The following is a 23064-nucleotide window of genomic DNA, read 5'->3' as shown; positions in this document are numbered from 1 at the left end:
AGTCACTCAAGATACACGCTGAATGACTTTAGTTAACAGATATCTGATTGCAAGGCTTGTATAGCTGTAGATGGGGATTAAGCTGGGCGCCGTTTTTGCCTATCGGAGTTTGTTATGCGACCTCGTTTGCCGTGGATCTTGCTGCTTATCGCTCTGCCTGTATGGTTGCTCGCCAGTTATGGGCTGCGATACGGCTTGATGGAGGACTCGCAGTGGGTGGGGACCTGTGTGGCAGAGGCTGCGCGCTGGGAATGCCAGTTGCGGGCAAACCTGGGCTTGTTGATTCATTTCCGGGTATTGGGCTGGGTCGCGCTGGTGCTGTCGATTATTGCTTTTTGCGTGCGTGGTCGTGTCGGCTGCGCACTGGCGGTGCTGGCCCTGCTGTTCGGCCTGCCCGCACTGGCGTTGTATAACGCCAGCCTCGCAGTGTTTGCCGTGGTGATCGCCGGGTTGCGCCTGGTGCGGGCCGCGAAGTAAGAGTTTGAAACATTTGTGGGAGCGAGCCTGCTCGCGAAAGGTCTTTGAGGCCTTCGCGAGCAGGCTCGCTCCCACAGGGGGATTGCACTAGAAAGGTGTCATGCGCGCTTGCGCACACTGCGCCACAGCGCCATCACCATCAGTACGCTGACCAGCGCCCACATCCAGGCCTGTTCATTGTGCAGGCCTTCGCGGTACAGCTGCACCGGTATGCCTGCCCCGATGATCAAGGCCAGCAGGCCGAACTCACGGCGCGGGCCGCCCACCGGGCGTAGCAGATAAACCAGTGCAGGCAGGAGCAGGGCGGCACTCGGGAAACTTCGATAGCGCGGTTCAAACACCAGCCCAAGCATCATCACCGCTGCGGCAAACCCGGCGGCTGCCAGCCACCAGCCCGCACGGCGCTCCAGTGCGTTGAACAGGCGTTCTCGCCAGCCGTCTTTCTGGCCCAGGGCCAATGCACCATGGGTCAGTACGATCAGGTTCAGGCCAACCAGCAAGCCAGCCCATAGCCACTCGCCAGCAAAGCGGCTGGTGACTGACGCCAGCTCGGCCCATGCCACGATGCTGCATCCCGCCACCGCACCCAGTGCTGGCAGTGTCAGAGCGGCGCGTTTTGTACGGATCCGGCCGCCAATCAGCAGTGTGCCCGCAAACAGGACGGCGCCAAAGCCCAGCCAGACCGGCCAGTGCGGCAGGTTGGATACCGGGCCGGCGAGGATACCCTTGTCCTGGCGATCGGCATCAAACAAACCCCAGTAACCGCCTACCGCCCCCTCGCTGCCACGCTTCCAGGGTTGGTCGAAGGCTTCGATCAGGTTGTACTTCCAGCCGTTTTGTTCGGCCATAGTGACAAATCCACGAATGAATTTTGCTTCGTTCACCCGGCTTGGCTGGGCAGTTTCCCGCTGGCGACCTTCGCTCGGCCAGCCGGTCTCGCCGATCAGGATATCTTTGGGGGCGAACTTGTTGCCGAATACCTGGCGAACCTGCGCTACATGTTGTACCGCCTGGTCAATGCCGGCAGGGTCATCTTCCCAGTAAGGCAGCAGGTGGATGGTCAGAAAGTCCACGGCCGGGGCAATTTCCGGGTGTTGCAGCCAGAACTCCCAAACGTCTGCATACGTCACCGGTTGCTTGACCTGGCTTTTCACCTTGTCGATCAGCCGGACCAGCTGCGGGGCAGTGACCTCCTTGCGCAGCAAGGCTTCGTTACCGACTATCACTGCGCTGACCACATCCGGGTTGGCATTGGCTGAAGCGATCAGGGCTTGCACTTCCTGCTCCGTGGCCACGGGGTCGCGGCTGACCCAGGCGCCTGCCATCAGCTTGAGCCCGTGTTTGCGTGCCAGCTCGGGCAGAGTTTCAAGGCCCGCCTGGGAATAGGTGCGGATGCATTGAAAGCGCGTGGCCAGCAACGCCAGATCGGCATCCAGACGCTCTGCCCGTGGCACAAAAGGCTGGTCGAACGGCGACTGGTCCTTATCGAACGGCGTATAGGATGCACATTGCAGTTTATGGGTCGGTGTTGCTGCATCGGGCAATATCACCGGTTGGCCCAGGCCGTACCAGAAGCCGGCAATGGCAAATGCGCCCAGCAGGCAGGCAAGGAGATAAGGCAGCACGGGGAAGCGGACAGTCGCAGACATGGTCGGGCCGTATGGGAGCAAAGCCGCGCATCTTACCTGCAATTGAGCAGGCGCAGCGCCTGTGTATGATTTTGACATCTAATGTTTGTCAGTCAGGCCGTCCAGCGTCCGCACGCATCAATTTGGCTGTGATCGCCATGTCGCTGCTGGTTGTATGGGGGTCGTCGTCAGAGCAGGACGCTAAACAGGCGCGGTTGATTATCCGGAGCAAGTGATACGAGGCTGTAAAGCCTTGCAGGAATCTTGAAGTGGCCCGGCACTCGTCGGGCCCGGCACTGTGGGGAATCAAAGATGAAGATGCGACGAATTTTGAGCGCAGGAGCAGTCTTGGTGCTGGCGATGAGTGCGGGTTTGGCGAGCGCGCAGAACAAACCGACCCTGAATATAGGTTATGTGGATGGCTGGTCCGACAGCGTGGCCACCACCCATGTCGCAGCAGAGGTGATTAAACAGAAGCTGGGTTATGACGTGAAATTGATGCCGGTAGCCACCGGCATCATGTGGCAGGGGGTGGCCACGGGCAAACTCGATGCCATGTTGTCCGCCTGGTTGCCGGTGACCCACGGCGAATATTGGACCAAGAACAAGGACAAGGTGGTCGATTACGGGCCCAACTTCAAAGATGCAAAAATTGGCCTGATCGTGCCTGAATATGTAAAGGCACAGTCGATTGCTGACTTGAAGGGCAGCGATGAGTTTAAAAACAAAATTGTCGGTATCGATGCCGGGTCGGGTGTCATGCTTAAAACCGATGAGGCCATCAAGGATTACGACCTCAAGGGTTACAAGTTGCAGGCAAGTTCCGGGGCGGCCATGACCTCGGAGCTTGGGCGTGCCTATGCCAAGAACGAACCGATTGCCGTCACCGGCTGGGTGCCGCACTGGATGTTTGCCAAGTGGAAACTGCGTTTTCTTGAAGATCCCAAAGGCGTTTATGGTGCCGCAGAAACCGTTAACAGCATCGGCAGCAAGGAGCTGAATAAAAAAGCGCCGGAAGTTGCGGCATTTCTGGAGAAGTTTTCCTGGAATTCAAAAGACGAAATTGGTGAGGTGATGCTGGCCATTCAAGAAGGTGCCAAGCCTGAAGTGGCGGCCAAAGAGTGGGTTGCCAAACACCCGGAGCGTGTTGCCCAGTGGACCGATAAATAATCGCGAAGCGTCTAGCTCGCAGTACACAAGACCGCCTGGTGTTTTCGCCAGGCGGTTTTTGCATTTTCGGGCGGGGCAATGGTTGTCATCGTCCTTGCAGACTAGGTAAACCGGGGGCTGCAGCAAATCAGAGGCTCTACTACTAAAGTCGTCTGGAATAGAATTTGCGCCGCCCTAATAGTGAAAACGTTCCATCTCATCTGTGCTGCGAGGACAAAAATAATGAACGACAGCATTTATATCTCGATTCAAAACAGCCCGCGCTTCAAGGAGCTGGTAAAAAAGAGAGAGCGTTTTGCCTGGCTTCTTTCGGCAATCATGCTCGGGTTATATGCCGCTTTTATCCTGTTAATTGCTTATGGGTCGCACATCATGGGGACCAAACTGAGTCCCGATTCGTCCATTACCTGGGGTATTCCGATTGGTGTGGGGCTGATTGTTTCGGCCTTTATCCTGACCGGTATCTATGTACGCAGGGCCAATGGCGAGTTTGATGAGCTGAACAATGCAATTCTCAAGGAGGCTGGGCAATGATCGGGCGCTTATTGGCAACGCTGGGCGCTACAGCCCTTGCACCGGCAGTTTGGGCGGGGGAGGCCCTGACTGGAGAAGTGCAAAAACAACCGCTCAATATTTCGGCGATCATCATGTTCGTCGTCTTTGTGGGTGCGACCCTGTGCATTACTTACTGGGCATCGAAACGCAACAAGTCGGCAGCCGACTACTATGCAGCTGGCGGCAAGATTACCGGTTTCCAGAACGGTCTGGCGATTGCCGGCGACTATATGTCGGCAGCCTCCTTTCTGGGGATTTCCGCGCTGGTGTACACGTCCGGCTATGACGGCCTGATCTATTCGATCGGCTTTCTGGTGGGCTGGCCCATCATTCTGTTCCTGATTGCAGAGCGTCTGCGCAACCTGGGCAAATACACCTTTGCCGACGTGGCCTCGTACCGTTTGGGGCAAACCCAGATTCGCTCGTTGTCAGCCTGTGGTTCGCTGGTGGTGGTAGCGTTCTACCTGATTGCGCAAATGGTCGGTGCCGGCAAGCTGATCCAGTTGTTGTTTGGACTGGATTACCACGTTGCGGTGATCCTGGTAGGTATCCTGATGTGCATGTATGTGTTGTTCGGCGGCATGCTGGCAACTACCTGGGTGCAGATCATCAAGGCGGTCATGTTGCTGTCGGGTGCCACGTTCATGGCCGTGATGGTCATGAAGCATGTGAACTTTGACTTCAACGCACTGTTCGCCGAAGCAGTGAAGATTCACCCTAAAGGTGAAGCAATCATGAGCCCGGGCGGGTTGGTCAAAGATCCTATCTCTGCATTCTCCCTCGGTTTGGCCCTGATGTTCGGTACTGCTGGCCTGCCACATATCCTGATGCGCTTCTTTACCGTGAGCGATGCCAAGGAAGCGCGCAAGAGCGTGTTCTACGCAACGGGCTTTATTGGCTACTTCTATATCCTGACCTTTATCATCGGTTTTGGCGCAATCATCCTGGTCAGTACCAACCCGGACTTCAAGGACGCGGCTGGCGCCTTGCTGGGCGGTAACAACATGGCGGCTGTGCACCTTGCGGACGCGGTTGGCGGCAGCATGTTCCTGGGCTTTATTTCGGCAGTGGCTTTCGCCACCATTCTGGCGGTTGTTGCGGGGCTGACCCTGGCGGGCGCTTCTGCGGTGTCCCATGACCTGTATGCCAGCGTGATCAAAAAGGGCAAGGCCAACGACAAGGAAGAGATTCGGGTCTCGAAGATCACCACTATTGCATTGGCGGTACTGGCAATTGGCTTGGGTATCTTGTTTGAAAGCCAGAACATCGCGTTTATGGTGGGCCTGGCGTTCTCCATTGCTGCGAGCTGCAACTTCCCGGTCTTGCTGCTATCCATGTACTGGAAAAACCTGACCACCCGTGGCGCCATGATAGGCGGCTGGATGGGGCTGGTAAGCGCGGTTGGCCTGATGATCCTGGGCCCGACCATCTGGGTGCAGATCCTGCATCATGAAAAGGCCATCTTCCCTTACGAGTACCCGGCGCTGTTCTCCATGATCATCGCGTTTGCGGGTATCTGGTTCTTCTCCATTACGGACAAGTCCAAATCGGCAGAGAAGGAGCGTGCGTTGTTCTTCCCGCAGTTTGTGCGTTCGCAGACGGGGTTGGGGGCGAGCGGTGCGGTGGATCATTAATCCGTAATAGACAGTATGTTTAACCGAATCCCCCTGTCGCAAGGCAGGGGGATTTTTTTGTGCCTATTCTCGCTGTGCAAGTGCGAAGTTCCGTAGCAGCTGCTACAAGACGCACACACAAAAAAATACGGCCTCTATAAATAGAGGCCGTATTGTCTGCAATCAGGGCACTATCGTGGGATATGCCTTACTTGCGGTCTTCCAGCTTGGTGATGTCACGCTGCTCGTAGCCGGTGTACAGCTGGCGCGGACGGCCAATCTTGTACGGGCTGGAGAGCATTTCTTTCCAGTGCGAGATCCAGCCCACTGTACGGGACAGGGCGAAGATCACGGTGAACATGCTGGTCGGAATGCCGATCGCCTTGAGGATGATCCCCGAGTAGAAGTCGACGTTCGGGTACAGCGAACGTTCGATGAAGTACGGGTCGGTCAGGGCGATCTCTTCCAGGCGCATGGCCAGTTCGAGTTGCGGATCGTTGGTGATGCCCAGTTCCTTGAGAACTTCGTCGCAGGTCTTTTTCATGACAGTGGCGCGTGGGTCACGGTTTTTGTAAACCCGGTGACCGAAGCCCATCAGCTTGAACGGATCGTTTTTGTCCTTGGCCTTGGCGATGAACTTGTCGATGTTGGACACATCGCCAATTTCGTCGAGCATGGTCAGCACGGCTTCGTTGGCGCCGCCGTGGGCAGGGCCCCACAGTGCAGCGATACCGGCAGCAATACAGGCGAACGGGTTGGCACCCGAAGAACCCGCCAGGCGCACGGTAGAGGTCGACGCATTCTGTTCGTGGTCGGCATGCAGGATAAAGATCTTGTCCATTGCCTTGGCCAGTACCGGGCTGATCGGTTTGATCTCGCACGGCGTGTTGAACATCATGTGCAGGAAGTTTTCGGCGTAGGTCAGGTCGTTACGCGGGTACATCATGGGTTGACCCATGGAGTACTTGTAAACCATCGCTGCAAGCGTCGGCATCTTGGCAACCAGGCGGATCGCGGAAATTTCGCGATGCTGCGGGTTATTGATGTCCAGGGAGTCGTGGTAGAAGGCCGAGAGGGCGCCGACTACACCGCACATGACCGCCATCGGGTGGGCGTCACGACGGAAGCCGTTGAAGAAAGTCTTCAACTGCTCGTGAACCATGGTGTGGTTCTTCACGGTGCTGACAAATTGAGCCTTCTGCTCTGCGGTCGGCAGTTCGCCGTTCAGCAGCAGGTAAGCGGTCTCAAGGTAGTCAGAGTGTTCAGCCAGCTGTTCGATCGGGTAGCCGCGGTGCAGCAGGATACCGTTGTCACCATCAATATAGGTGATCTTCGACTCGCAAGATGCGGTCGACATGAAGCCAGGGTCAAATGTGAATCGGCCCGTGGCCGTCAGGCCTCGCACATCGATTACATCGGGACCCACGGTGCCAGTTAAAATGGGCAGCTCGACGGGGGCTGCGCCCTCGATGATCAACTGCGCTTTTTTGTCAGCCATGTGGCCTCCTATTTATGCTTGAAATCATCAGACAGACCCCCCACGCAGGGCCCGCACCACTATAGTGAGATAAATTCGAATGTCAATTTGCCTAAAGTCTTGCTGTACAAGGCTTTGAGAAGCGTTTTTTCGCGAATATCCCAGCCGTTTACGCCTTTTATGCCAATAGCGCAATGCGCTATTAGGGGGTGGGTGTTTGCGTTGTCATTAGTAACCTAACTGTCTATACTCGGCAGCCGACCGCCAGAGGCTTTTGGGCCTGTTTAGATGGGGGTCGTCACTCCCGGGTGGTGGGTACCTGACCAGTGCGCATCCCAACAAACTTGCCCTGATTGTTAGGGGCTCTTCAGTGTGAAAAAAGCCGTGAATAGCCAACGACCTGTAAACCTAGACCTAAGGACCATCAAACTCCCCATCACCGGCGTTACGTCATTTCTGCACCGTGTATCGGGCATCATTCTTTTTCTCGGCCTGGGCATCATGCTTTATGCATTGAGCAAATCCCTGGGTTCCGAAGAAGGTTATGCCGAGGTGAAGGCATGCTTGACCAGTCCGCTGGCCAAATTCGTTGCGTGGGGCCTGCTCTCTGCCTTGCTGTATCACCTGGTTGCCGGTGTGCGCCACTTGATCATGGACATGGGCATCGGTGAGACGCTTGAAGGCGGCCGACTGGGCTCGAAAATCGTAATCGTCATTTCCGTGGTGATGATTGTTCTGGCGGGAGTTTGGATATGGTAACCAGCGTTACGAACCTGTCGCGTTCGGGCCTCTATGACTGGATGGCACAACGTGTGTCTGCGGTTGTTCTAGCGGCTTATTTCATCTTCCTGATCGGGTACCTCGTTGCGAACCCTGGCATTGGCTACGCCCAATGGCATGAGCTGTTCGCAAGCAACTGGATGCGTATTTTCAGCCTGCTGGCCCTTGTTGCTCTGGGCGCACACGCCTGGGTCGGCATGTGGACCATCGCGACCGACTACCTGACGCCAATGGCGCTGGGCAAGTCCGCCACAGCAGTACGTTTCCTCTTCCAGGCAGTCTGCGGCGTTGCAATGTTCGCTTACTTCGTCTGGGGTGTGCAGATTCTTTGGGGTATCTGATTCATGGCTAACACAGTTAATACACTTTCGTTCGACGCCATCATCATTGGCGGCGGCGGTGCCGGCATGCGCGCTGCTCTGCAGCTGGCTCAAGGCGGTCACAAGACTGCTGTAATCACCAAGGTTTTCCCGACTCGTTCGCACACCGTATCGGCCCAGGGTGGCATCACCTGCGCGATCGCGTCTGCAGATCCAAACGATGACTGGCGCTGGCACATGTACGATACCGTCAAGGGTTCCGACTATATCGGTGACCAGGACGCTATCGAATACATGTGTTCCGTAGGTCCGGAAGCCGTGTTCGAGCTCGAGCACATGGGTCTGCCGTTCTCCCGTACCGAACAGGGTCGTATCTACCAGCGTCCTTTCGGCGGTCAGTCCAAGGACTTCGGCAAAGGCGGCCAGGCTGCCCGTACTTGCGCTGCAGCCGACCGTACCGGTCACGCGCTGTTGCACACCCTGTACCAGGCCAACCTCAAGGCCGGCACTGTATTCCTGAACGAATACTACGGTGTCGATCTGGTTAAGAACGAGGCTGGCGATTTCGTCGGCATGATCGTTATCTGCATCGAAACCGGTGAAACCTCTTACGTTCGCGCTAACGCGACCGTACTGGCGACTGGCGGTGCAGGCCGTATCTACTCGTCCACCACCAACGCCCTGATCAACACCGGCGACGGTATTGGCATGGCGCTGCGTGCTGGCGTGCCGGTACAGGACATCGAAATGTGGCAGTTCCACCCGACCGGTATTGCCGGCGCCGGTGTACTGGTTACCGAAGGTTGCCGTGGTGAAGGTGGCTACCTGATCAACAAGCATGGCGAGCGTTTCATGGAGCGTTATGCTCCGAACGCCAAAGACCTTGCTGGTCGTGACGTTGTTGCTCGCTCGATGGTTAAGGAAATCATCGCGGGCAACGGTTGCGGTCCTGATGGCGACCACGTAATGCTGAAGCTCGATCACCTCGGTGAGGAAGTGCTGCACAGCCGTCTGCCAGGTATCTGCGAACTGTCGAAAACGTTCGCACACGTTGACCCGGTATTGGCTCCGGTTCCAGTGGTTCCGACTTGCCACTATATGATGGGCGGCGTTGCCACCAACATTCATGGTCAGGCGATCACTCAGGACGCCGACGGCAACGACCAGATCATCCCTGGCCTGTTTGCAGTAGGTGAAGTGGCTTGCGTATCCGTACACGGTGCCAACCGTCTGGGCGGCAACTCGCTGCTCGACCTGGTGGTATTCGGTCGTGCTGCCGGCCTGTTCCTTGAGCAGACCCTTAAAGAAGGCGTTGATTACGCTCGTCCACGCCAGTCCGACATCGACGCTGCCCTGGCACGTCTGGACGGCCTGAACTCGCGTACCGACGGCGAAGACGTGGCAACCCTGCGTAAAGAGCTGCAAAGCTGCATGCAGAACTACTTCGGTGTATTCCGTACCGGCGAATACATGCAGAAGGGTATTGCCCAGCTGGCTGATCTGCGCAAGCGCATCGCCAACGTGAAAATCAACGATAAGAGCCAGGCGTTCAACACGGCCCGTATCGAAGCCCTTGAGCTGCAAAACCTGCTCGAAGTGGCTGAAGCGACTGCAATCGCTGCTGAAGTTCGTAAGGAATCGCGCGGTGCTCACGCCCGTGAAGACTTCGAAGATCGTGACGACGTTAACTGGCTGTGCCACACCCTGTACTTCCCGGGTGACAAGCGCGTAGCCAAGCGTGCGGTGAACTTCTCGCCGAAAACCGTTCCGACCTTCGAGCCAATGGTTCGTACTTACTAAGGGTGGCCGATATGTTGAAAGTCAGTGTTTATCGTTACAACCCTGATCAGGACGCCGCTCCGTTCATGCAGGAATTCGAGGTCAATACCAACGGTAAAGACCTGATGGTGCTGGACGTACTGGCCCTGATCAAAGAGCAGGACGAGGGTTTCTCCTATCGTCGCTCTTGCCGTGAGGGCGTTTGCGGCTCCGACGGCATGAACATCAACGGCAAGAACGGCCTGGCGTGTGTAACGCCGCTGTCCGCTGTCGTTAAAGGCAACAAGCTGATCGTTCGTCCACTGCCAGGTTTGCCGGTTATCCGTGACCTGGTCGTCGATATGAGCATCTTCTACAAGCAATACGAGAAAGTTAAGCCGTTCCTGCAGAACGACACGCCGGCTCCGGCCATCGAACGTCTGCAATCACCAGAAGAGCGTGAAAAGCTCGACGGTCTGTACGAGTGCATCCTGTGCGCTTGCTGCTCGACCTCGTGCCCGTCCTTCTGGTGGAACCCGGACAAGTTCCTGGGCCCTGCTGCACTGCTGCAAGCCTATCGTTTCCTGGCTGACAGCCGTGACACCAAGACCAGTGAGCGCCTGGCTTCGCTGGATGACCCGTTCAGCGTATTCCGCTGCCGCGGGATCATGAACTGCGTAAACGTGTGTCCGAAGGGCCTGAACCCGACTAAGGCCATCGGTCACGTGCGTAGCATGCTGCTGCAAAGCGGCGTGTGATCCAAAGCAGTACCGCAGCACCGCTGTAACCGTAGATGCTACGGCGCAGGCTTCAACCGGCGCCGTAGTTTTAACCTGAGCAACAGCTCATAAAGCTGCGGCTCTTATTTTGAAGAAATGAGACCAGCAGGGGCATCCGGGCTGGTACCCGGACTATCAGCGTGATCCTAAGTGGCTTGTTTTAGTCGCTGTATTCGGACTTTCTCAAGCATGCTCTGGTGTTCTCGTCGATGGTGTCCCCTAACCGAGGGTGACCAAGCATGCAAGAAAGCGTGATGCAGCGCATGTGGAACAGCGGCTATCTTTCAGGTGGTAACGCTGCCTATGTGGAAGAGCTCTATGAGCTCTACCTGCACGACCCTAACGCTGTGCCAGAAGAATGGCGCACCAAATTTCAGACGTTGCCTGTTGAAGGCAACTCTGCCAACGATGTTTCGCACTCCACAATCCGCGACCATTTCGTGCTGCTGGCAAAGAACCAGCGCCGCGCTCAACCGGTTTCTGCCGGGAGCGTGAGCAGTGAGCACGAGAAGAAGCAGGTTGAAGTGCTGCGATTGATCCAGGCCTATCGGATGCGCGGCCACCAGGCAGCCCAGCTTGATCCGCTGGGGCTGTGGCAGCGTCCTGCACCTGCAGACCTGTCGATCAATCATTACGGCTTGACCAATGCCGATCTTGATACGACCTTCCGTGCCGGCGACCTGTATATCGGCAAAGAGGAAGCGAGCCTACGCGAAATTCTCGAAGCGTTGCAGCAGACATATTGCCGCACCATTGGCGCAGAGTTCACGCACATCGTCGATTCCGAGCAGCGCCACTGGTTTGAACAGCGCCTCGAAAGCGTACGCGGCCGCCCGACTTACTCGGCTGAAGTCAAAAGCCATCTGCTTGAGCGCGTGACTGCTGCTGAAGGTCTGGAAAAGTACCTGGGGACCAAATACCCGGGCACCAAGCGTTTCGGCCTGGAAGGCGGCGAAAGCCTGATTCCTTTGCTGGACGAGCTGATCCAGCGTTCGGGCAACTACGGCACCAAGGAAATCGTTATCGGCATGGCCCACCGTGGTCGCCTGAACGTATTGGTGAACACCTTCGGCAAAAACCCGCGCGAGCTGTTCGACGAGTTCGAAGGCAAGAAAAAGATCGAGTTGGGTTCCGGTGACGTTAAATACCACCAGGGCTTCTCCTCCAACGTCATGACTGCCGGTGGTGAAGTTCACCTGGCAATGGCGTTTAACCCCTCCCACCTGGAAATCGTTTCTCCAGTGGTTGAAGGGTCTGTACGCGCTCGCCAGGACCGTCGTAACGACAGCACCGGCGAAAAGGTACTGCCAATTTCCATCCACGGTGATGCTGCCTTCGCAGGTCAGGGCGTGGTCATGGAAACCTTCCAGATGTCGCAGACTCGCGGCTTCAAGACTGGCGGTACGGTTCACTTGGTGATCAACAACCAGGTCGGCTTCACCATCAGCAATCCGGAAGACTCCCGTTCTACCGAGTACTGCACTGACGTCGCGAAAATGATTCAGGCGCCGATCCTCCATGTCAATGGTGATGATCCGGAAGCCGTATTGTTCGTGACTCAGCTGGCTATCGACTACCGCATGCAGTTCAAGCGTGACGTCGTGATCGACCTGTTCTGCTACCGCCGTCGCGGTCACAACGAGGCCGATGAACCAAACGGTACCCAGCCGCTGATGTATCAGCAGATCGCCAAGCAGCGCACCACCCGTGAGCTGTATGCCGAGCGCCTGACACAAGAGAAAGTGGTGGACGCAGAACGCGTTCAGGCCAAGATCGACGAATACCGCAACGCGCTGGACAACGGCCTGCATGTTGTGAAAAGTCTGGTCAAGGAACCGAACAAAGAGTTGTTCGTGGACTGGCGTCCGTATCTGGGCCACGCCTGGACTGCGCGTCACGACACCCGTTTCGATCTGAAAACCCTGCAAGAACTGTCTGCCAAGCTGCTGGAAATTCCAGAAGGCTTTGTGGTTCAGCGCCAGGTTGCGAAGATCTACGAAGATCGTCAAAAAATGCAAGCCGGCGGCCTGCCGATCAACTGGGGTTATGCCGAAACCATGGCATATGCAACCCTGCAGTTCGAAGGTCACCCGATTCGCATGACCGGTCAGGACATTGGTCGCGGTACGTTCTCGCACCGTCACGCCGTGTTGCACAACCAGAAAGATGCTGGCACCTATATTCCCCTGAAGCACCTGTTCGAAGGTCAGCCTCGCTTTGACCTGTACGACTCGCTGCTGTCCGAGGAAGCGGTCCTGGCGTTCGAATACGGCTATTCCACCACCACGCCTAACGCGCTGGTGATCTGGGAAGCCCAGTTCGGCGACTTCGCCAACGGCGCCCAGGTTGTAATCGACCAGTTCATCACCAGCGGTGAGCACAAGTGGGGCCGTCTGTGCGGTCTGACCATGCTGCTGCCACACGGTTATGAAGGTCAGGGCCCGGAGCACTCCTCTGCACGTCTTGAGCGTTACCTGCAATTGTGTGCCGAGCACAACATTCAGGTGTGCGTACCGACCACTCCGGCACAGATCTACCATCTGTTGCGCCGTCAGGTTATCCGTCCGCTGCGCAAGCCGCTGATCGTCCTGACACCGAAGTCGTTGCTGCGTCACAAACTGGCAATCTCGACCCTGGAAGATCTGGCCGAAGGTTCGTTCCAGACCGTTATTCCGGAAATCGATGCGCAGGATCCGGCGAACGTCGGTCGCATCGTGCTGTGTAGCGGCAAGGTCTACTACGACCTGTTGGAAAAACGCCGTGCCGAAGGTCGTGATGACATCGCTATCGTGCGTCTTGAGCAGCTGTACCCGTTCCCTGAGGACGACTTGATTGAAGTCCTGGCTCCGTACAAAAACGCCAAGCATATTGTCTGGTGTCAGGAAGAGCCGATGAACCAGGGTGCCTGGTACTGCAGCCAGCATCACATGCGCCGCATCATCAGCGGTCACGACAAGTCGCTCGTACTCGAGTACGCGGGCCGTGACGCTTCTGCTGCACCTGCTTGTGGTTACGCATCGATGCACGCTGAGCAACAGGCAAAACTGTTGCAAGACGCGTTCACTGTTTAACGCCTTCGCGCACTGAAACCGAATTTAAGGAACCAAAGAACATGGCTATCGAGATCAAAGCCCCAACATTTCCGGAATCGGTTGCCGATGGCACCGTTGCCACCTGGCACAAGCAACCGGGCGACGCTGTAAAGCGCGACGACCTGATTGTCGACATCGAAACCGACAAGGTAGTGCTGGAAGTACTGGCCACTGCTGACGGCGTGCTGGGCGCTATCGTCAAGAACGAAGGCGACACCGTTCTGTCCGACGAAGTGCTGGGCTCCATCGTTGAAGGCGGCGCTGCTGCTGCCGCTCCTGCTGCTGCCGCTGCACCGGCCGCCCAGGCTGCTGCTCCTGCTGCCGATGGCGAAGACGATCCTGTTGCTGCTCCGGCTGCACGCAAGATCGCTGAAGAAAACGGTATCAACATCGCTTCCGTTGCCGGTACTGGCAAAGGCGGTCGTGTGACCAAGGAAGACGTAGTTGCTGCGGTAGCTGCCAAAAAAGCCGCTCCTGCTGCTGCGCCGGCCAAGGCCGCTGCACCTGCCGCTGCCGCTCCGGTATTCGCTGCTGGCGACCGCGTAGAAAAACGCGTTCCGATGACCCGCGTTCGTGCCACCGTGGCCAAGCGTCTTGTTGAAGCTCAGTCGAACATGGCGATGCTGACCACTTTCAACGAAGTGGACATGACTGAAATCATGGCACTGCGTTCGAAGTACAAGGATCTGTTCGAGAAGTCCCACAACGGCGTACGCCTGGGCTTCATGTCGTTCTTCGTGAAAGCAGCTACCGAAGCACTGAAACGCTTCCCGGCCGTTAACGCCTCGATCGACGGTTCCGACATCGTTTACCACGGCTTCGCCGACATCGGTGTAGCTGTTTCCAGCGACCGTGGTCTGGTGGTTCCGGTTCTGCGTAACGCCGAACTGATGAGCCTGGCTGAAATCGAAGGCGGCATCGCTGCCTACGGTAAAAAAGCCCGTGACGGCAAACTGTCGATCGACGAAATGACCGGTGGTACTTTCACTATCACCAACGGTGGTACTTTCGGTTCGATGATGTCGACCCCGATCGTTAACCCGCCGCAAGCCGCGATCCTGGGCATGCACAACATCCTTCAGCGTCCAATGGCAGTCAACGGTCAGGTAGTTATCCGTCCGATGATGTATTTGGCTCTGTCTTACGATCACCGCTTGATCGATGGCAAAGAAGCTGTAAGTTTCCTGGTAGCAATCAAAAACCTGCTGGAAGACCCGGCTCGTCTGCTGCTGGATATCTAATAGAAGCTGCTGCAAGTTTCAGGTGCCAGGCTGCGGGAAAAAGCAGTCTGGCTTTGGCTTGCAGCTTGCTGCTGACAGCTTGTAGCTAATAGAGGATCTATTTTCATGTCTCAGAAATTTGACGTTGTAGTGATTGGTGCGGGCCCTGGCGGCTATGTTGCAGCCATCAAGGCCGCGCAACTGGGCCTTTCGACTGCTTGCATCGAAAAATACACCGACAAGGAAGGCAAACTGGCGCTGGGCGGTACTTGCCTGAACGTTGGCTGCATTCCATCCAAGGCGCTGCTGGACAGCTCCTGGAAGTACCACGAGGCCAAGGATGCATTCGCCATCCACGGCATCACCACCGGTGAAGTGAAGATGGACGTTGCTGCGATGGTTGGCCGTAAAGCCAACATCGTTAAAGGTCTGACTTCCGGCGTTGCGACCCTGTTCAAGGCCAACGGCGTTACTTCCCTGCAAGGCCACGGCAAACTGCTGGCCGGCAAGCGTGTTGAGCTGACCAAGCCAGACGGTAGCGTTGAAATAATCGAAGCCGAGAACGTGATTCTGGCTTCGGGCTCGCGTCCGATCGACATTCCACCTGCTCCAGTCGACAACAACGTGATCGTTGATTCGACCGGCGCCCTGGAATTCCAGTCCGTGCCAAAACGTCTGGGCGTTATCGGCGCTGGCGTGATCGGTCTGGAACTGGGTTCGGTATGGTCCCGTCTGGGCGCTGAAGTGACTGTTCTGGAAGCCCTGGACACCTTCTTGATGGCTGCTGACGCTGCCGTTTCGAAAGAAGCCTACAAAACCCTGACCAAACAAGGTCTGGACATCAAGCTGGGCGCTCGCGTCACCGGTTCCAAGGTCAACGGCGAAGAAGTCGTTGTGACCTACACCGACGCCAACGGCGAACAGACCATCACCTTCGACAAGCTGATCGTAGCCGTGGGTCGCCGTCCGGTGACTACCGAGTTGCTGGCAGCTGACAGCGGCGTGACCATCGACGAGCGCGGTTTCGTGTTTGTTGACGATCATTGCGCAACCAGCGTACCGGGCGTATTCGCCATTGGTGACGTGGTTCGCGGCATGATGCTGGCACACAAGGCTTCCGAAGAAGGCATCATGGTTGTCGAGCGCATCAAAGGTCACAAGACCGAGATGAACTACGACCTGATTCCATCGGTTATTTACACTCACCCGGAGATCGCGTGGGTTGGTAAAACCGAGCAGGCCTTGAAAGCTGAAGGCGTTGAGGTTAACGTCGGCACCTTCCCGTTCGCCGCCAGTGGCCGTGCCATGGCAGCAAACGACACCGGTGGCTTTGTCAAAGTCATTGCTGATGCCAAAACTGACCGCGTACTGGGCGTCCACGTGATTGGCCCGAGCGCTGCAGAGCTGGTACAGCAGGGCGCGATCGGTATGGAATTCGGCACCAGCGCTGAAGATCTGGGCATGATGGTTTTCTCCCATCCGACCCTGTCCGAAGCCTTGCACGAAGCAGCACTGGCTGTGAATGGCGGCGCCATCCACATTGCCAACCGTAAGAAACGTTAAGACCAGACAATAAGAAACCACGGCGGTTTGCCCGTCGTGAGCCTTGCTAGCAAGCCTCACCGCGGAACTTCCGCCGGACGCAGTCTTGTCTTGTTTTAACCGGGCCCGGCTCCGCTCAAGCGGATGTCGGGTTTGTTGAAACAGCACAAGCAGCAGTCACAGGTGGTGCGGCACTAATAGTAGTGCAGCGCCGAATGCGCAGTACCTAACGAAGACGGTAAAAAGCATGAATCTTCACGAGTATCAGGGTAAGCAGCTGTTCGCTGAATACGGCCTGCCAGTATCCAAGGGTTATGCAGTAGACACCCCGGAAGCAGCCGCAGAAGCTTGCGACAAAATCGGTGGGACCGAATGGGTTGTAAAAGCCCAGGTTCACGCAGGTGGTCGCGGTAAAGCGGGCGGCGTTAAGCTGGTTCGCAGCAAAGAAGACGCTAAAGCATTCGCACAACAGTGGTTGGGCAAGCGTCTGGTGACTTACCAGACTGACGCCAATGGTCAGCCGGTCACCAAGATCCTGGTTGAGTCGTGCACTGATATCGCTAAAGAGCTGTACCTGGGCGCTGTCGTTGACCGTTCGAGCCGTCGTATCGTGTTCATGGCTTCCACCGAAGGTGGCGTGGACATCGAGAAAATCGCTCACGACACTCCAGAAAAAATTCTGAAAGCAACGATCGATCCACTGGTTGGCGCACAGCCATTCCAGGGTCGCGAGTTGGCTTTCCAGCTGGGTCTGGAAGGCAAGCAAGTTGCTCAGTTCGCCAAGATCTTCGTAGGTCTGGCCAAACTGTTCAAGGATCACGATCTGGCCCTGCTGGAAGTGAACCCGCTGGTTATCAAGACTGACGGCGATCTGCACTGCCTCGATGCCAAAATCAACATCGACGCAAACGCCATGTACCGTCAGCCTAAGCTGAAAACTTTCCACGATCCGTCGCAAGACGATCCGCGCGAAGCGCACGCTGCCAAGTTCGAACTGAACTACGTAGCGCTGGAAGGCAACATCGGCTGCATGGTTAACGGCGCTGGTCTGGCCATGGGCACCATGGACATCGTTAACCTGCATGGCGGCAAGCCAGCCAACTTCCTCGACGTTGGCGGTGGTGCTACCAAAGAACGCGTTACCGAAGCGTTCAAAATCATCCTGTCCGACAGCAATGTCGCAGCAGTGCTGGTTAACATCTTCGGCGGCATCGTTCGTTGCGACATGATTGCCGAAGGCATCATCGGTGCAGTGAAAGAAGTCGGCGTGAAAATCCCGGTAGTTGTGCGCCTTGAAGGCAACAACGCTGATCTGGGCGCTAAAGTACTGGCAGAAAGCGGTTTGAACATCATCGCTGCTACCAGCTTGACCGACGCTGCTCAACAAGTTGTTAAAGCTGCGGAGGGCAAGTAATGAGCGTCCTGATCAATAAAGACACCAAAGTTATCTGCCAGGGCATCACCGGTTCGCAGGGCAGCTTCCACACCCAGCAAGCCATCGAATACGGCACCAAGATGGTTGGTGGCGTTACTCCGGGCAAAGGCGGCACCACTCACCTGGACCTGCCTGTTTTCAACACCGTGAAAGAAGCCGTAGAAGCAACTGGCGCAACCGCCAGCGTTATCTACGTACCGGCTCCTTTCTGCAAGGACTCGATCCTTGAAGCAGCGTTCGGCGGCATCAAGCTGATCGTGTGCATCACTGAAGGCATTCCTACCCTGGACATGCTGGACTGCAAAGTTAAGTGCGACGAACTGGGTGTTACCCTGATCGGCCCTAACTGCCCGGGCGTTATCACGCCAGGCGAATGCAAGATCGGCATCATGCCAGGTCACATTCACTTGCCAGGCAAAGTAGGCATCGTGTCGCGTTCCGGCACCCTGACTTACGAAGCTGTAAAGCAAACCACTGACGCCGGTTTCGGCCAGTCGACTTGCGTAGGCATCGGTGGTGACCCGATCCCTGGTTCCAACTTCATCGACATCCTGAAGCTGTTCCAGGAAGACCCGAAGACCGAAGCGATCGTTATGATCGGTGAGATCGGCGGTTCGGCTGAAGAAGAAGCGGCTGCCTACATCAAGGCAAACGTGACCAAGCCGGTTGTTTCCTACATCGCTGGTGTGACTGCCCCTCCAGGCAAGCGCATGGGCCACGCAGGCGCAATCATCTCTGGCGGCAAGGGTACTGCAGACGAGAAGTTTGCTGCCCTGGAAGACGCAGGCGTAAAAACCGTGCGTTCGCTGGCAGACATCGGCAAGGCTCTGTCCGAGCTGACTGGCTGGGCAATGAAGTAAGCCTCGCGCTTAACTGACTGCTCTACCAGGCAAAGGCCACCTTCGGGTGGCCTTTGTGCGTTTGGGGTCAAGCAAAACCCTTGTGGGAGCGGGCTTGCTCGCGATGCAGGCGCCGCGGTCATTCAGATAAATCGCGTCGTTACCATCGCGGGCAAGCCCGCTCCCACAACGTGCGGTTTTGAGCTATCCAGGGCAGGCAAAACCACACCAAAGCATTTTTCGATGTCGTCCAGGCGACAACTGCGTTCGTTCATCGGACAGTCCGCCCTCTAACAGTGCGCTGTAGGAAAAAACTCGGTAATCTTGCCAGCATTCCGCAGTTCTGCGTGTGCATCCCAAAAGGAAGCCACGCGCTAGAAGGGTTGGTCTTATACGGATCGACAGCATTTCCCACATCCGCACGGGAAATTCCCCTCTAAATCCCGATTCAGTAGTGTGGTATTTCCGTAATGAAAGTATTGAAAGGCCAGGACATCCTGGCACTTGGGTTTATGACTTTTGCCCTGTTCGTTGGGGCAGGCAACATCATTTTCCCGCCAATCGTTGGCCTGCAGGCCGGACCTAACGTCTGGATGGCTGCATTGGGCTTCCTGATCACCGCAGTCGGTCTGCCGGTAGTCACCGTTATTGCCCTGGCCAAGGTCGGTGGCGGCATGGACGCGCTGAGCAGCCCGATCGGCAAGATCGCCGGGGGCTTGTTGGCAGCCGTGGCCTATCTGGCTGTTGGCCCGTTGTTCGCGACCCCGCGTACCGCCACCGTATCCTTTGAAGTCGGCCTGGCACCTTTGACCGGTGAAAGCCCACTGGCGCTGTTTCTGTACAGCTCGGTGTACTTCCTGATCGTGTTTTTCGTGTCGTTGTACCCGGGTCGCCTGCTGGACACGGTAGGGCGCTTCCTTGCTCCGTTGAAGATCATCGCCCTGGCCATTCTCGGCATTGCTGCCGTTGCCTTGCCTGCAGGTGATGTTGGCGTCGCGACCCCCGAGTACGTGGCCGCACCGTTCTCCCAGGGTTTTATCAATGGCTACTTGACCATGGATACCCTGGGTGCGCTGGTGTTCGGTATCGTGATCGTGAATGCCATCCGTTCCCGTGGTGTTGAATCACCCAAGCTGATTACCCGCTACGCCATCATTGCTGGCCTGATCGCCGGTGTCGGCCTGGCGCTGGTCTACATCAGCCTGTTCCGCCTGGGTGCGGGCAGCCATGAAGTGGCGGCGGGTGCAACCAATGGTGCGGCGGTACTGCATGCCTATGTACAACACACCTTCGGTTCGCTGGGCAGCGGTTTCCTTGCCGTACTGATTGCACTGGCTTGCCTGGTAACGGCCGTTGGCCTGACCTGTGCCTGCGCTGAATACTTCAGTACTGTGCTGCCACTGTCTTACAAGACGCTGGTGATCATCCTTGCGCTGTTTTCGCTGGCCGTGTCGAACCTTGGCTTGACCCAGTTGATTGCGTTTTCCATCCCGTTGCTGACGGCGATCTACCCGCCTTGCATCGTGTTGGTGGCGCTGAGTTTCTGCAAAGGCCTGTGGAATGCCCAGAGCCGGATCGTTGGTCCGGTCATGCTGGTGTCGTTCTTCTTTGGCTCGATCGACGCGCTTAAAGGTGCTGGCCTCGGTGAGTGGATTCCGGCCCAATTGGCCAATATGCCATTTAGCGAGCAGGGCCTGGCGTGGCTGGTGCCTAGTCTTGTGACCCTGCTGGGCGCAGTAATCTGCGACCGTCTGCTGGGCAAACGAGTTGAAGCAATGACGTAATTACCCGGTTCGCCAAAAGCGTTGCCGAGTCAATAAAAAAGCCCTGCATCTTAATGGATGCAGGGCTTTTTTAATGGGCGTGTGTTCAAGCATGCAAACACTAGCCATTAACGTTCAGATACAACAAAGCCCGCACTTGGCGGGCTTGGTTTTATATCGCAGAAAGTCGTGTTACTTGCTTTCTGGAGTTGCCGCAGGTGCAACCGGAGCAGTCTGGCCGGCTTCTTCAGCAGCGGCTTTATTGGACTCGGCTTGTGCTTTTGCAGCTTCGGCGTTCTCTTTGGCCGCGTCGTTTACTTTGTCTTGTGCTTCAGACATTTTTTCTTGCGCTTGCTCAGAGTGCTGGGCAGCGTCCTGGGCTTTGTCTTCGGATTTTTTGTCGCAGGCAGCCAGGCCAAGCGAAGCAGCCAGCATCAAGGCAACAGCAAAAGTATTACGCATGGGGTGTTTCTCCTTATGAGTAGATCTACGGGGCGTTTGAGCATGGGCTGATGGCTTAAGTTCCATGCTCGAACACATATATAAGTAAAGCAGCGCGGGCGGAAACTATTGGTAAAAAACTTGAGCCACTGGTTCGGCCCTTGAAATTTGCATCATTGGCCCCAACTTTCATCACATCCCGCCGCTAACCCTTACGGGCGTGGCCACTGCCATCCAATCGGAGTTTGATAACAATGAGCGTGGAAACTCAAAAAGAAACCCTGGGCTTCCAGACCGAGGTCAAGCAACTGCTGCACCTCATGATCCATTCGCTGTACTCCAACAAGGAAATCTTCCTTCGCGAACTGATCTCGAACGCCTCTGATGCTGTCGACAAATTACGTTTTGAAGCACTGTCCAAGCCAGATCTGCTGGAGGGCGGTGCCGAGCTTAAAATCCGTGTGAGCTTCGACAAAGACGCCAACACCGTCACCCTCGAAGACAACGGTATCGGCATGAACCGCGATGACGTGATCACCCACCTGGGTACGATCGCCAAGTCCGGCACTGCCGACTTCATGAAAAACCTCACCGGCGACCAGAAAAAAGATTCGCACCTGATCGGTCAGTTCGGCGTGGGTTTCTACTCGGCCTTTATCGTTGCCGACAAGGTTGACGTGTACAGCCGCCGTGCCGGTACCCCGGCAAGCGAGGGCGTGCACTGGTCTTCGAAGGGCGAAGGCGAGTTTGAAGTGGCCACCGTCGAGAAGGCCGACCGCGGCACCAAAATCGTGCTGCACCTCAAGCCTGGCGAATCCGAATTCGCTGACGGCTGGCGCCTGCGCAACATCATCAAGAAGTACTCCGACCATATCGCCCTGCCTATCGAACTGCCTAAAGAGCAGACCGTTGCCGAAGGCGAAGAAGCGCCTGCACTGGAATGGGAAACCGTCAACCGGGCAAGTGCTCTGTGGACCCGTCCTCGTACTGAAGTAAAGGACGAGGAATATCAGGAGTTCTACAAGCACATTGCCCATGACTACGAGAACCCGCTGGCCTGGAGCCACAACAAGGTTGAGGGCAAGCTTGAATACAGCTCGCTGCTCTACGTTCCGGCCCGTGCACCGTTTGATCTGTACCAGCGTGAAGCGCCTAAAGGCCTGAAGCTGTATGTGCAGCGTGTCTTCGTGATGGATCAGGCCGAGTCGTTCCTGCCGCTGTACCTGCGCTTTATCAAGGGCGTGATCGACTCCAACGACCTGTCGCTGAACGTGTCGCGGGAAATCCTGCAAAAAGACCCGATCATCGACTCGATGAAGACGGCGCTGACCAAGCGTGTACTCGACATGCTGGAAAAACTGGCGAAGAACGAGCCTGAGAAATATCAGGGCTTCTGGAAAAACTTCGGCCAGGTGATGAAAGAAGGTCCGGCCGAAGATTTCGCCAACAAGGAAAAAATCGCCGGTCTGCTGCGTTTTGCTTCGACCCACGGCGACGACGGCGAACAGAATGTTTCCTTGACCGACTACCTGGCCCGCGCCAAGGAAGGTCAGGACAAGATTTACTACCTGACCGGCGAAACCTACGCGCAGGTTAAAAACAGCCCGCACCTCGAAGTCTTCCGCAAAAAAGGCATCGAAGTCCTGCTGCTGACCGACCGCATCGACGAGTGGCTGATGAGCTACCTCAGCGACTTCGACGGCAAGAGCTTTGTCGACGTGGCCCGTGGTGACCTCGACCTGGGCAATCTGGACTCGGAAGAGGACAAGAAAGCGGCAGAAGAAGTGGCCAAGGCCAAAGAAGGTCTGGTGGAGCGCATCAAGGCTGCCTTGGGTGAGAGCGTCAGCGAAGTGCGCGTGTCGCATCGTCTGACTGATTCCCCGGCGATTCTTGCCATTGGTGAGCAGGATCTGGGCATGCAAATGCGTCAGATCCTCGAAGCCAGCGGTCAAAAAGTGCCTGAGTCCAAGCCTATCTTCGAGTTCAACCCGGCTCACCCGCTGATCGAGAAACTCGATGCAGAGCAGAGTGAAGAGCGTTTTGGCGACCTGTCGCACATCCTCTTCGATCAGGCAGCCCTGGCAGCCGGTGACAGTTTGAAAGACCCTGCGGCTTATGTCCGTCGGCTAAACAAATTGTTAGTAGAGTTGTCGGTCTAACCGCGCTATAAAAACC

At 56.5% G+C, this 23064-nt stretch carries 18 protein-coding genes; 15 read left to right on the top strand and 3 right to left on the bottom strand.

The window, feature by feature from the left end:
* Window positions 1–114 precede the first annotated feature (114 nt).
* On the top strand, window positions 115–477 hold the full coding sequence (locus tag HBN79_RS10335) for a hypothetical protein (protein WP_095002120.1): 363 nt from the start codon (window positions 115–117) through the stop codon (window positions 475–477).
* Window positions 478–575: 98 nt separating this feature from the next.
* Here HBN79_RS10335 and HBN79_RS10330 read toward each other — a convergent pair whose 3' ends face one another.
* Window positions 576–2126, bottom strand: a complete 1551-nt coding sequence (locus tag HBN79_RS10330; RefSeq protein WP_169916684.1) for a glycosyl hydrolase family 17 protein — start codon at window positions 2124–2126, stop codon at window positions 576–578.
* A 291-nt stretch (window positions 2127–2417) separates the two neighbouring features.
* Between HBN79_RS10330 and HBN79_RS10325 the strand changes: the two genes are divergently transcribed.
* The 3 genes from HBN79_RS10325 to HBN79_RS10315 all read left to right on the top strand — a co-directional run bounded on the left by HBN79_RS10325 (window position 2418) and on the right by HBN79_RS10315 (window position 5464).
* Complete coding sequence (locus HBN79_RS10325; protein WP_095019110.1) at window positions 2418–3275, top strand: glycine betaine ABC transporter substrate-binding protein; 858 nt, start codon at window positions 2418–2420, stop codon at window positions 3273–3275.
* A 222-nt stretch (window positions 3276–3497) separates the two neighbouring features.
* Window positions 3498–3809, top strand: a complete 312-nt coding sequence (locus HBN79_RS10320; RefSeq protein ID WP_095002117.1) for a DUF485 domain-containing protein — start codon at window positions 3498–3500, stop codon at window positions 3807–3809.
* Window positions 3806–5464 (top strand): cation acetate symporter, encoded by a 1659-nt coding sequence (locus tag HBN79_RS10315; RefSeq protein WP_095002116.1) that lies wholly within the window; start codon window positions 3806–3808, stop codon window positions 5462–5464. The genes HBN79_RS10320 and HBN79_RS10315 overlap by 4 nt, the downstream gene beginning before the upstream one ends.
* A gap of 187 nt (window positions 5465–5651) precedes the next feature.
* On the opposite strand, the gene gltA is transcribed toward HBN79_RS10315, so the two are convergent.
* A complete protein-coding gene (gltA, locus tag HBN79_RS10310; protein ID WP_095002115.1) occupies window positions 5652–6941 on the bottom strand; it encodes a citrate synthase in 1290 nt (429 codons plus the stop codon).
* 351 nt (window positions 6942–7292) lie between these two features.
* Here gltA and sdhC point away from each other — a divergent pair, with 351 nt between their 5' ends.
* The 10 genes from sdhC to brnQ all read left to right on the top strand — a co-directional run bounded on the left by sdhC (window position 7293) and on the right by brnQ (window position 20469).
* Complete coding sequence (gene sdhC / locus HBN79_RS10305; RefSeq protein WP_019828563.1) at window positions 7293–7679, top strand: succinate dehydrogenase, cytochrome b556 subunit; 387 nt, start codon at window positions 7293–7295, stop codon at window positions 7677–7679.
* On the top strand, window positions 7673–8041 hold the full coding sequence (sdhD, locus tag HBN79_RS10300) for a succinate dehydrogenase, hydrophobic membrane anchor protein (protein ID WP_003446906.1): 369 nt from the start codon (window positions 7673–7675) through the stop codon (window positions 8039–8041). Before sdhC ends, sdhD begins: the two co-directional genes overlap by 7 nt.
* A 3-nt stretch (window positions 8042–8044) precedes the next feature.
* Window positions 8045–9820, top strand: a complete 1776-nt coding sequence (gene sdhA, locus HBN79_RS10295) for a succinate dehydrogenase flavoprotein subunit (protein ID WP_016780168.1) — start codon at window positions 8045–8047, stop codon at window positions 9818–9820.
* A gap of 11 nt (window positions 9821–9831) precedes the next feature.
* Window positions 9832–10536 carry a succinate dehydrogenase iron-sulfur subunit gene (locus HBN79_RS10290; protein WP_016780169.1) on the top strand — a complete coding sequence of 235 codons (705 nt, stop codon included), beginning with the start codon at window positions 9832–9834 and terminating at the stop codon, window positions 10534–10536.
* 260 nt (window positions 10537–10796) lie between these two features.
* Complete coding sequence (locus HBN79_RS10285) at window positions 10797–13628, top strand: 2-oxoglutarate dehydrogenase E1 component (protein ID WP_020467780.1); 2832 nt, start codon at window positions 10797–10799, stop codon at window positions 13626–13628.
* Between the two features lie 41 nt (window positions 13629–13669).
* Entirely contained in the window at window positions 13670–14890 is a 1221-nt protein-coding gene (odhB, locus tag HBN79_RS10280; RefSeq protein WP_083369842.1) for a 2-oxoglutarate dehydrogenase complex dihydrolipoyllysine-residue succinyltransferase, read from the top strand.
* Between the two features lie 105 nt (window positions 14891–14995).
* Window positions 14996–16432, top strand: a complete 1437-nt coding sequence (gene lpdA, locus HBN79_RS10275; protein WP_016780172.1) for a dihydrolipoyl dehydrogenase — start codon at window positions 14996–14998, stop codon at window positions 16430–16432.
* Window positions 16433–16658: 226 nt separating this feature from the next.
* Window positions 16659–17825 (top strand): ADP-forming succinate--CoA ligase subunit beta, encoded by a 1167-nt coding sequence (gene sucC / locus HBN79_RS10270; protein ID WP_016780173.1) that lies wholly within the window; start codon window positions 16659–16661, stop codon window positions 17823–17825.
* Window positions 17825–18706: a succinate--CoA ligase subunit alpha gene (sucD, locus tag HBN79_RS10265; RefSeq protein ID WP_095002114.1), complete on the top strand. Its 882-nt coding sequence runs from the start codon at window positions 17825–17827 to the stop codon at window positions 18704–18706. The genes sucC and sucD overlap by 1 nt, the downstream gene beginning before the upstream one ends.
* Before the next feature lie 449 nt (window positions 18707–19155).
* Window positions 19156–20469 carry a branched-chain amino acid transport system II carrier protein gene (gene brnQ / locus HBN79_RS10260; RefSeq protein WP_169916683.1) on the top strand — a complete coding sequence of 438 codons (1314 nt, stop codon included), beginning with the start codon at window positions 19156–19158 and terminating at the stop codon, window positions 20467–20469.
* Between the two features lie 171 nt (window positions 20470–20640).
* On the opposite strand, the gene HBN79_RS10255 is transcribed toward brnQ, so the two are convergent.
* Window positions 20641–20910, bottom strand: a complete 270-nt coding sequence (locus tag HBN79_RS10255; protein WP_016780176.1) for a hypothetical protein — start codon at window positions 20908–20910, stop codon at window positions 20641–20643.
* A 233-nt stretch (window positions 20911–21143) separates the two neighbouring features.
* Between HBN79_RS10255 and htpG the strand changes: the two genes are divergently transcribed.
* Window positions 21144–23048, top strand: coding sequence for a molecular chaperone HtpG (htpG, locus tag HBN79_RS10250; RefSeq protein ID WP_016780177.1), 1905 nt, complete (start codon window positions 21144–21146; stop codon window positions 23046–23048).
* The last annotated feature ends 16 nt before the right edge of the window (window positions 23049–23064 follow it).

It is taken from the genome of Pseudomonas sp. WS 5051 (assembly GCF_012985715.1).
Taxonomy (GTDB): Bacteria; Pseudomonadota; Gammaproteobacteria; order Pseudomonadales; family Pseudomonadaceae; genus Aquipseudomonas; species Aquipseudomonas bubulae.
This window is presented reverse-complemented; position numbering and strand designations above follow the sequence as displayed.

Excerpts from the sequence above, each read along its gene's own strand:
- odhB (WP_083369842.1), top strand. The coding sequence starts at position 13,670 with ATGGCTATCGAGATCAAAGCCCCAACATTTCCGGAATCGGTTGCCGAT.
- gltA (WP_095002115.1), bottom strand. The coding sequence starts at position 6,941 with ATGGCTGACAAAAAAGCGCAGTTGATCATCGAGGGCGCAGCCCCCGTC.
- brnQ (WP_169916683.1), top strand. The coding sequence starts at position 19,156 with ATGAAAGTATTGAAAGGCCAGGACATCCTGGCACTTGGGTTTATGACT.
- HBN79_RS10325 (WP_095019110.1), top strand. The coding sequence starts at position 2,418 with ATGAAGATGCGACGAATTTTGAGCGCAGGAGCAGTCTTGGTGCTGGCG.
- HBN79_RS10255 (WP_016780176.1), bottom strand. The coding sequence starts at position 20,910 with ATGCGTAATACTTTTGCTGTTGCCTTGATGCTGGCTGCTTCGCTTGGC.
- sdhD (WP_003446906.1), top strand. The coding sequence starts at position 7,673 with ATGGTAACCAGCGTTACGAACCTGTCGCGTTCGGGCCTCTATGACTGG.
- HBN79_RS10335 (WP_095002120.1), top strand. The coding sequence starts at position 115 with ATGCGACCTCGTTTGCCGTGGATCTTGCTGCTTATCGCTCTGCCTGTA.
- HBN79_RS10315 (WP_095002116.1), top strand. The coding sequence starts at position 3,806 with ATGATCGGGCGCTTATTGGCAACGCTGGGCGCTACAGCCCTTGCACCG.
- sdhA (WP_016780168.1), top strand. The coding sequence starts at position 8,045 with ATGGCTAACACAGTTAATACACTTTCGTTCGACGCCATCATCATTGGC.
- HBN79_RS10320 (WP_095002117.1), top strand. The coding sequence starts at position 3,498 with ATGAACGACAGCATTTATATCTCGATTCAAAACAGCCCGCGCTTCAAG.
- HBN79_RS10290 (WP_016780169.1), top strand. The coding sequence starts at position 9,832 with ATGTTGAAAGTCAGTGTTTATCGTTACAACCCTGATCAGGACGCCGCT.
- sucC (WP_016780173.1), top strand. The coding sequence starts at position 16,659 with ATGAATCTTCACGAGTATCAGGGTAAGCAGCTGTTCGCTGAATACGGC.
- HBN79_RS10285 (WP_020467780.1), top strand. The coding sequence starts at position 10,797 with ATGCAAGAAAGCGTGATGCAGCGCATGTGGAACAGCGGCTATCTTTCA.
- lpdA (WP_016780172.1), top strand. The coding sequence starts at position 14,996 with ATGTCTCAGAAATTTGACGTTGTAGTGATTGGTGCGGGCCCTGGCGGC.
- HBN79_RS10330 (WP_169916684.1), bottom strand. The coding sequence starts at position 2,126 with ATGTCTGCGACTGTCCGCTTCCCCGTGCTGCCTTATCTCCTTGCCTGC.
- sucD (WP_095002114.1), top strand. The coding sequence starts at position 17,825 with ATGAGCGTCCTGATCAATAAAGACACCAAAGTTATCTGCCAGGGCATC.
- htpG (WP_016780177.1), top strand. The coding sequence starts at position 21,144 with ATGAGCGTGGAAACTCAAAAAGAAACCCTGGGCTTCCAGACCGAGGTC.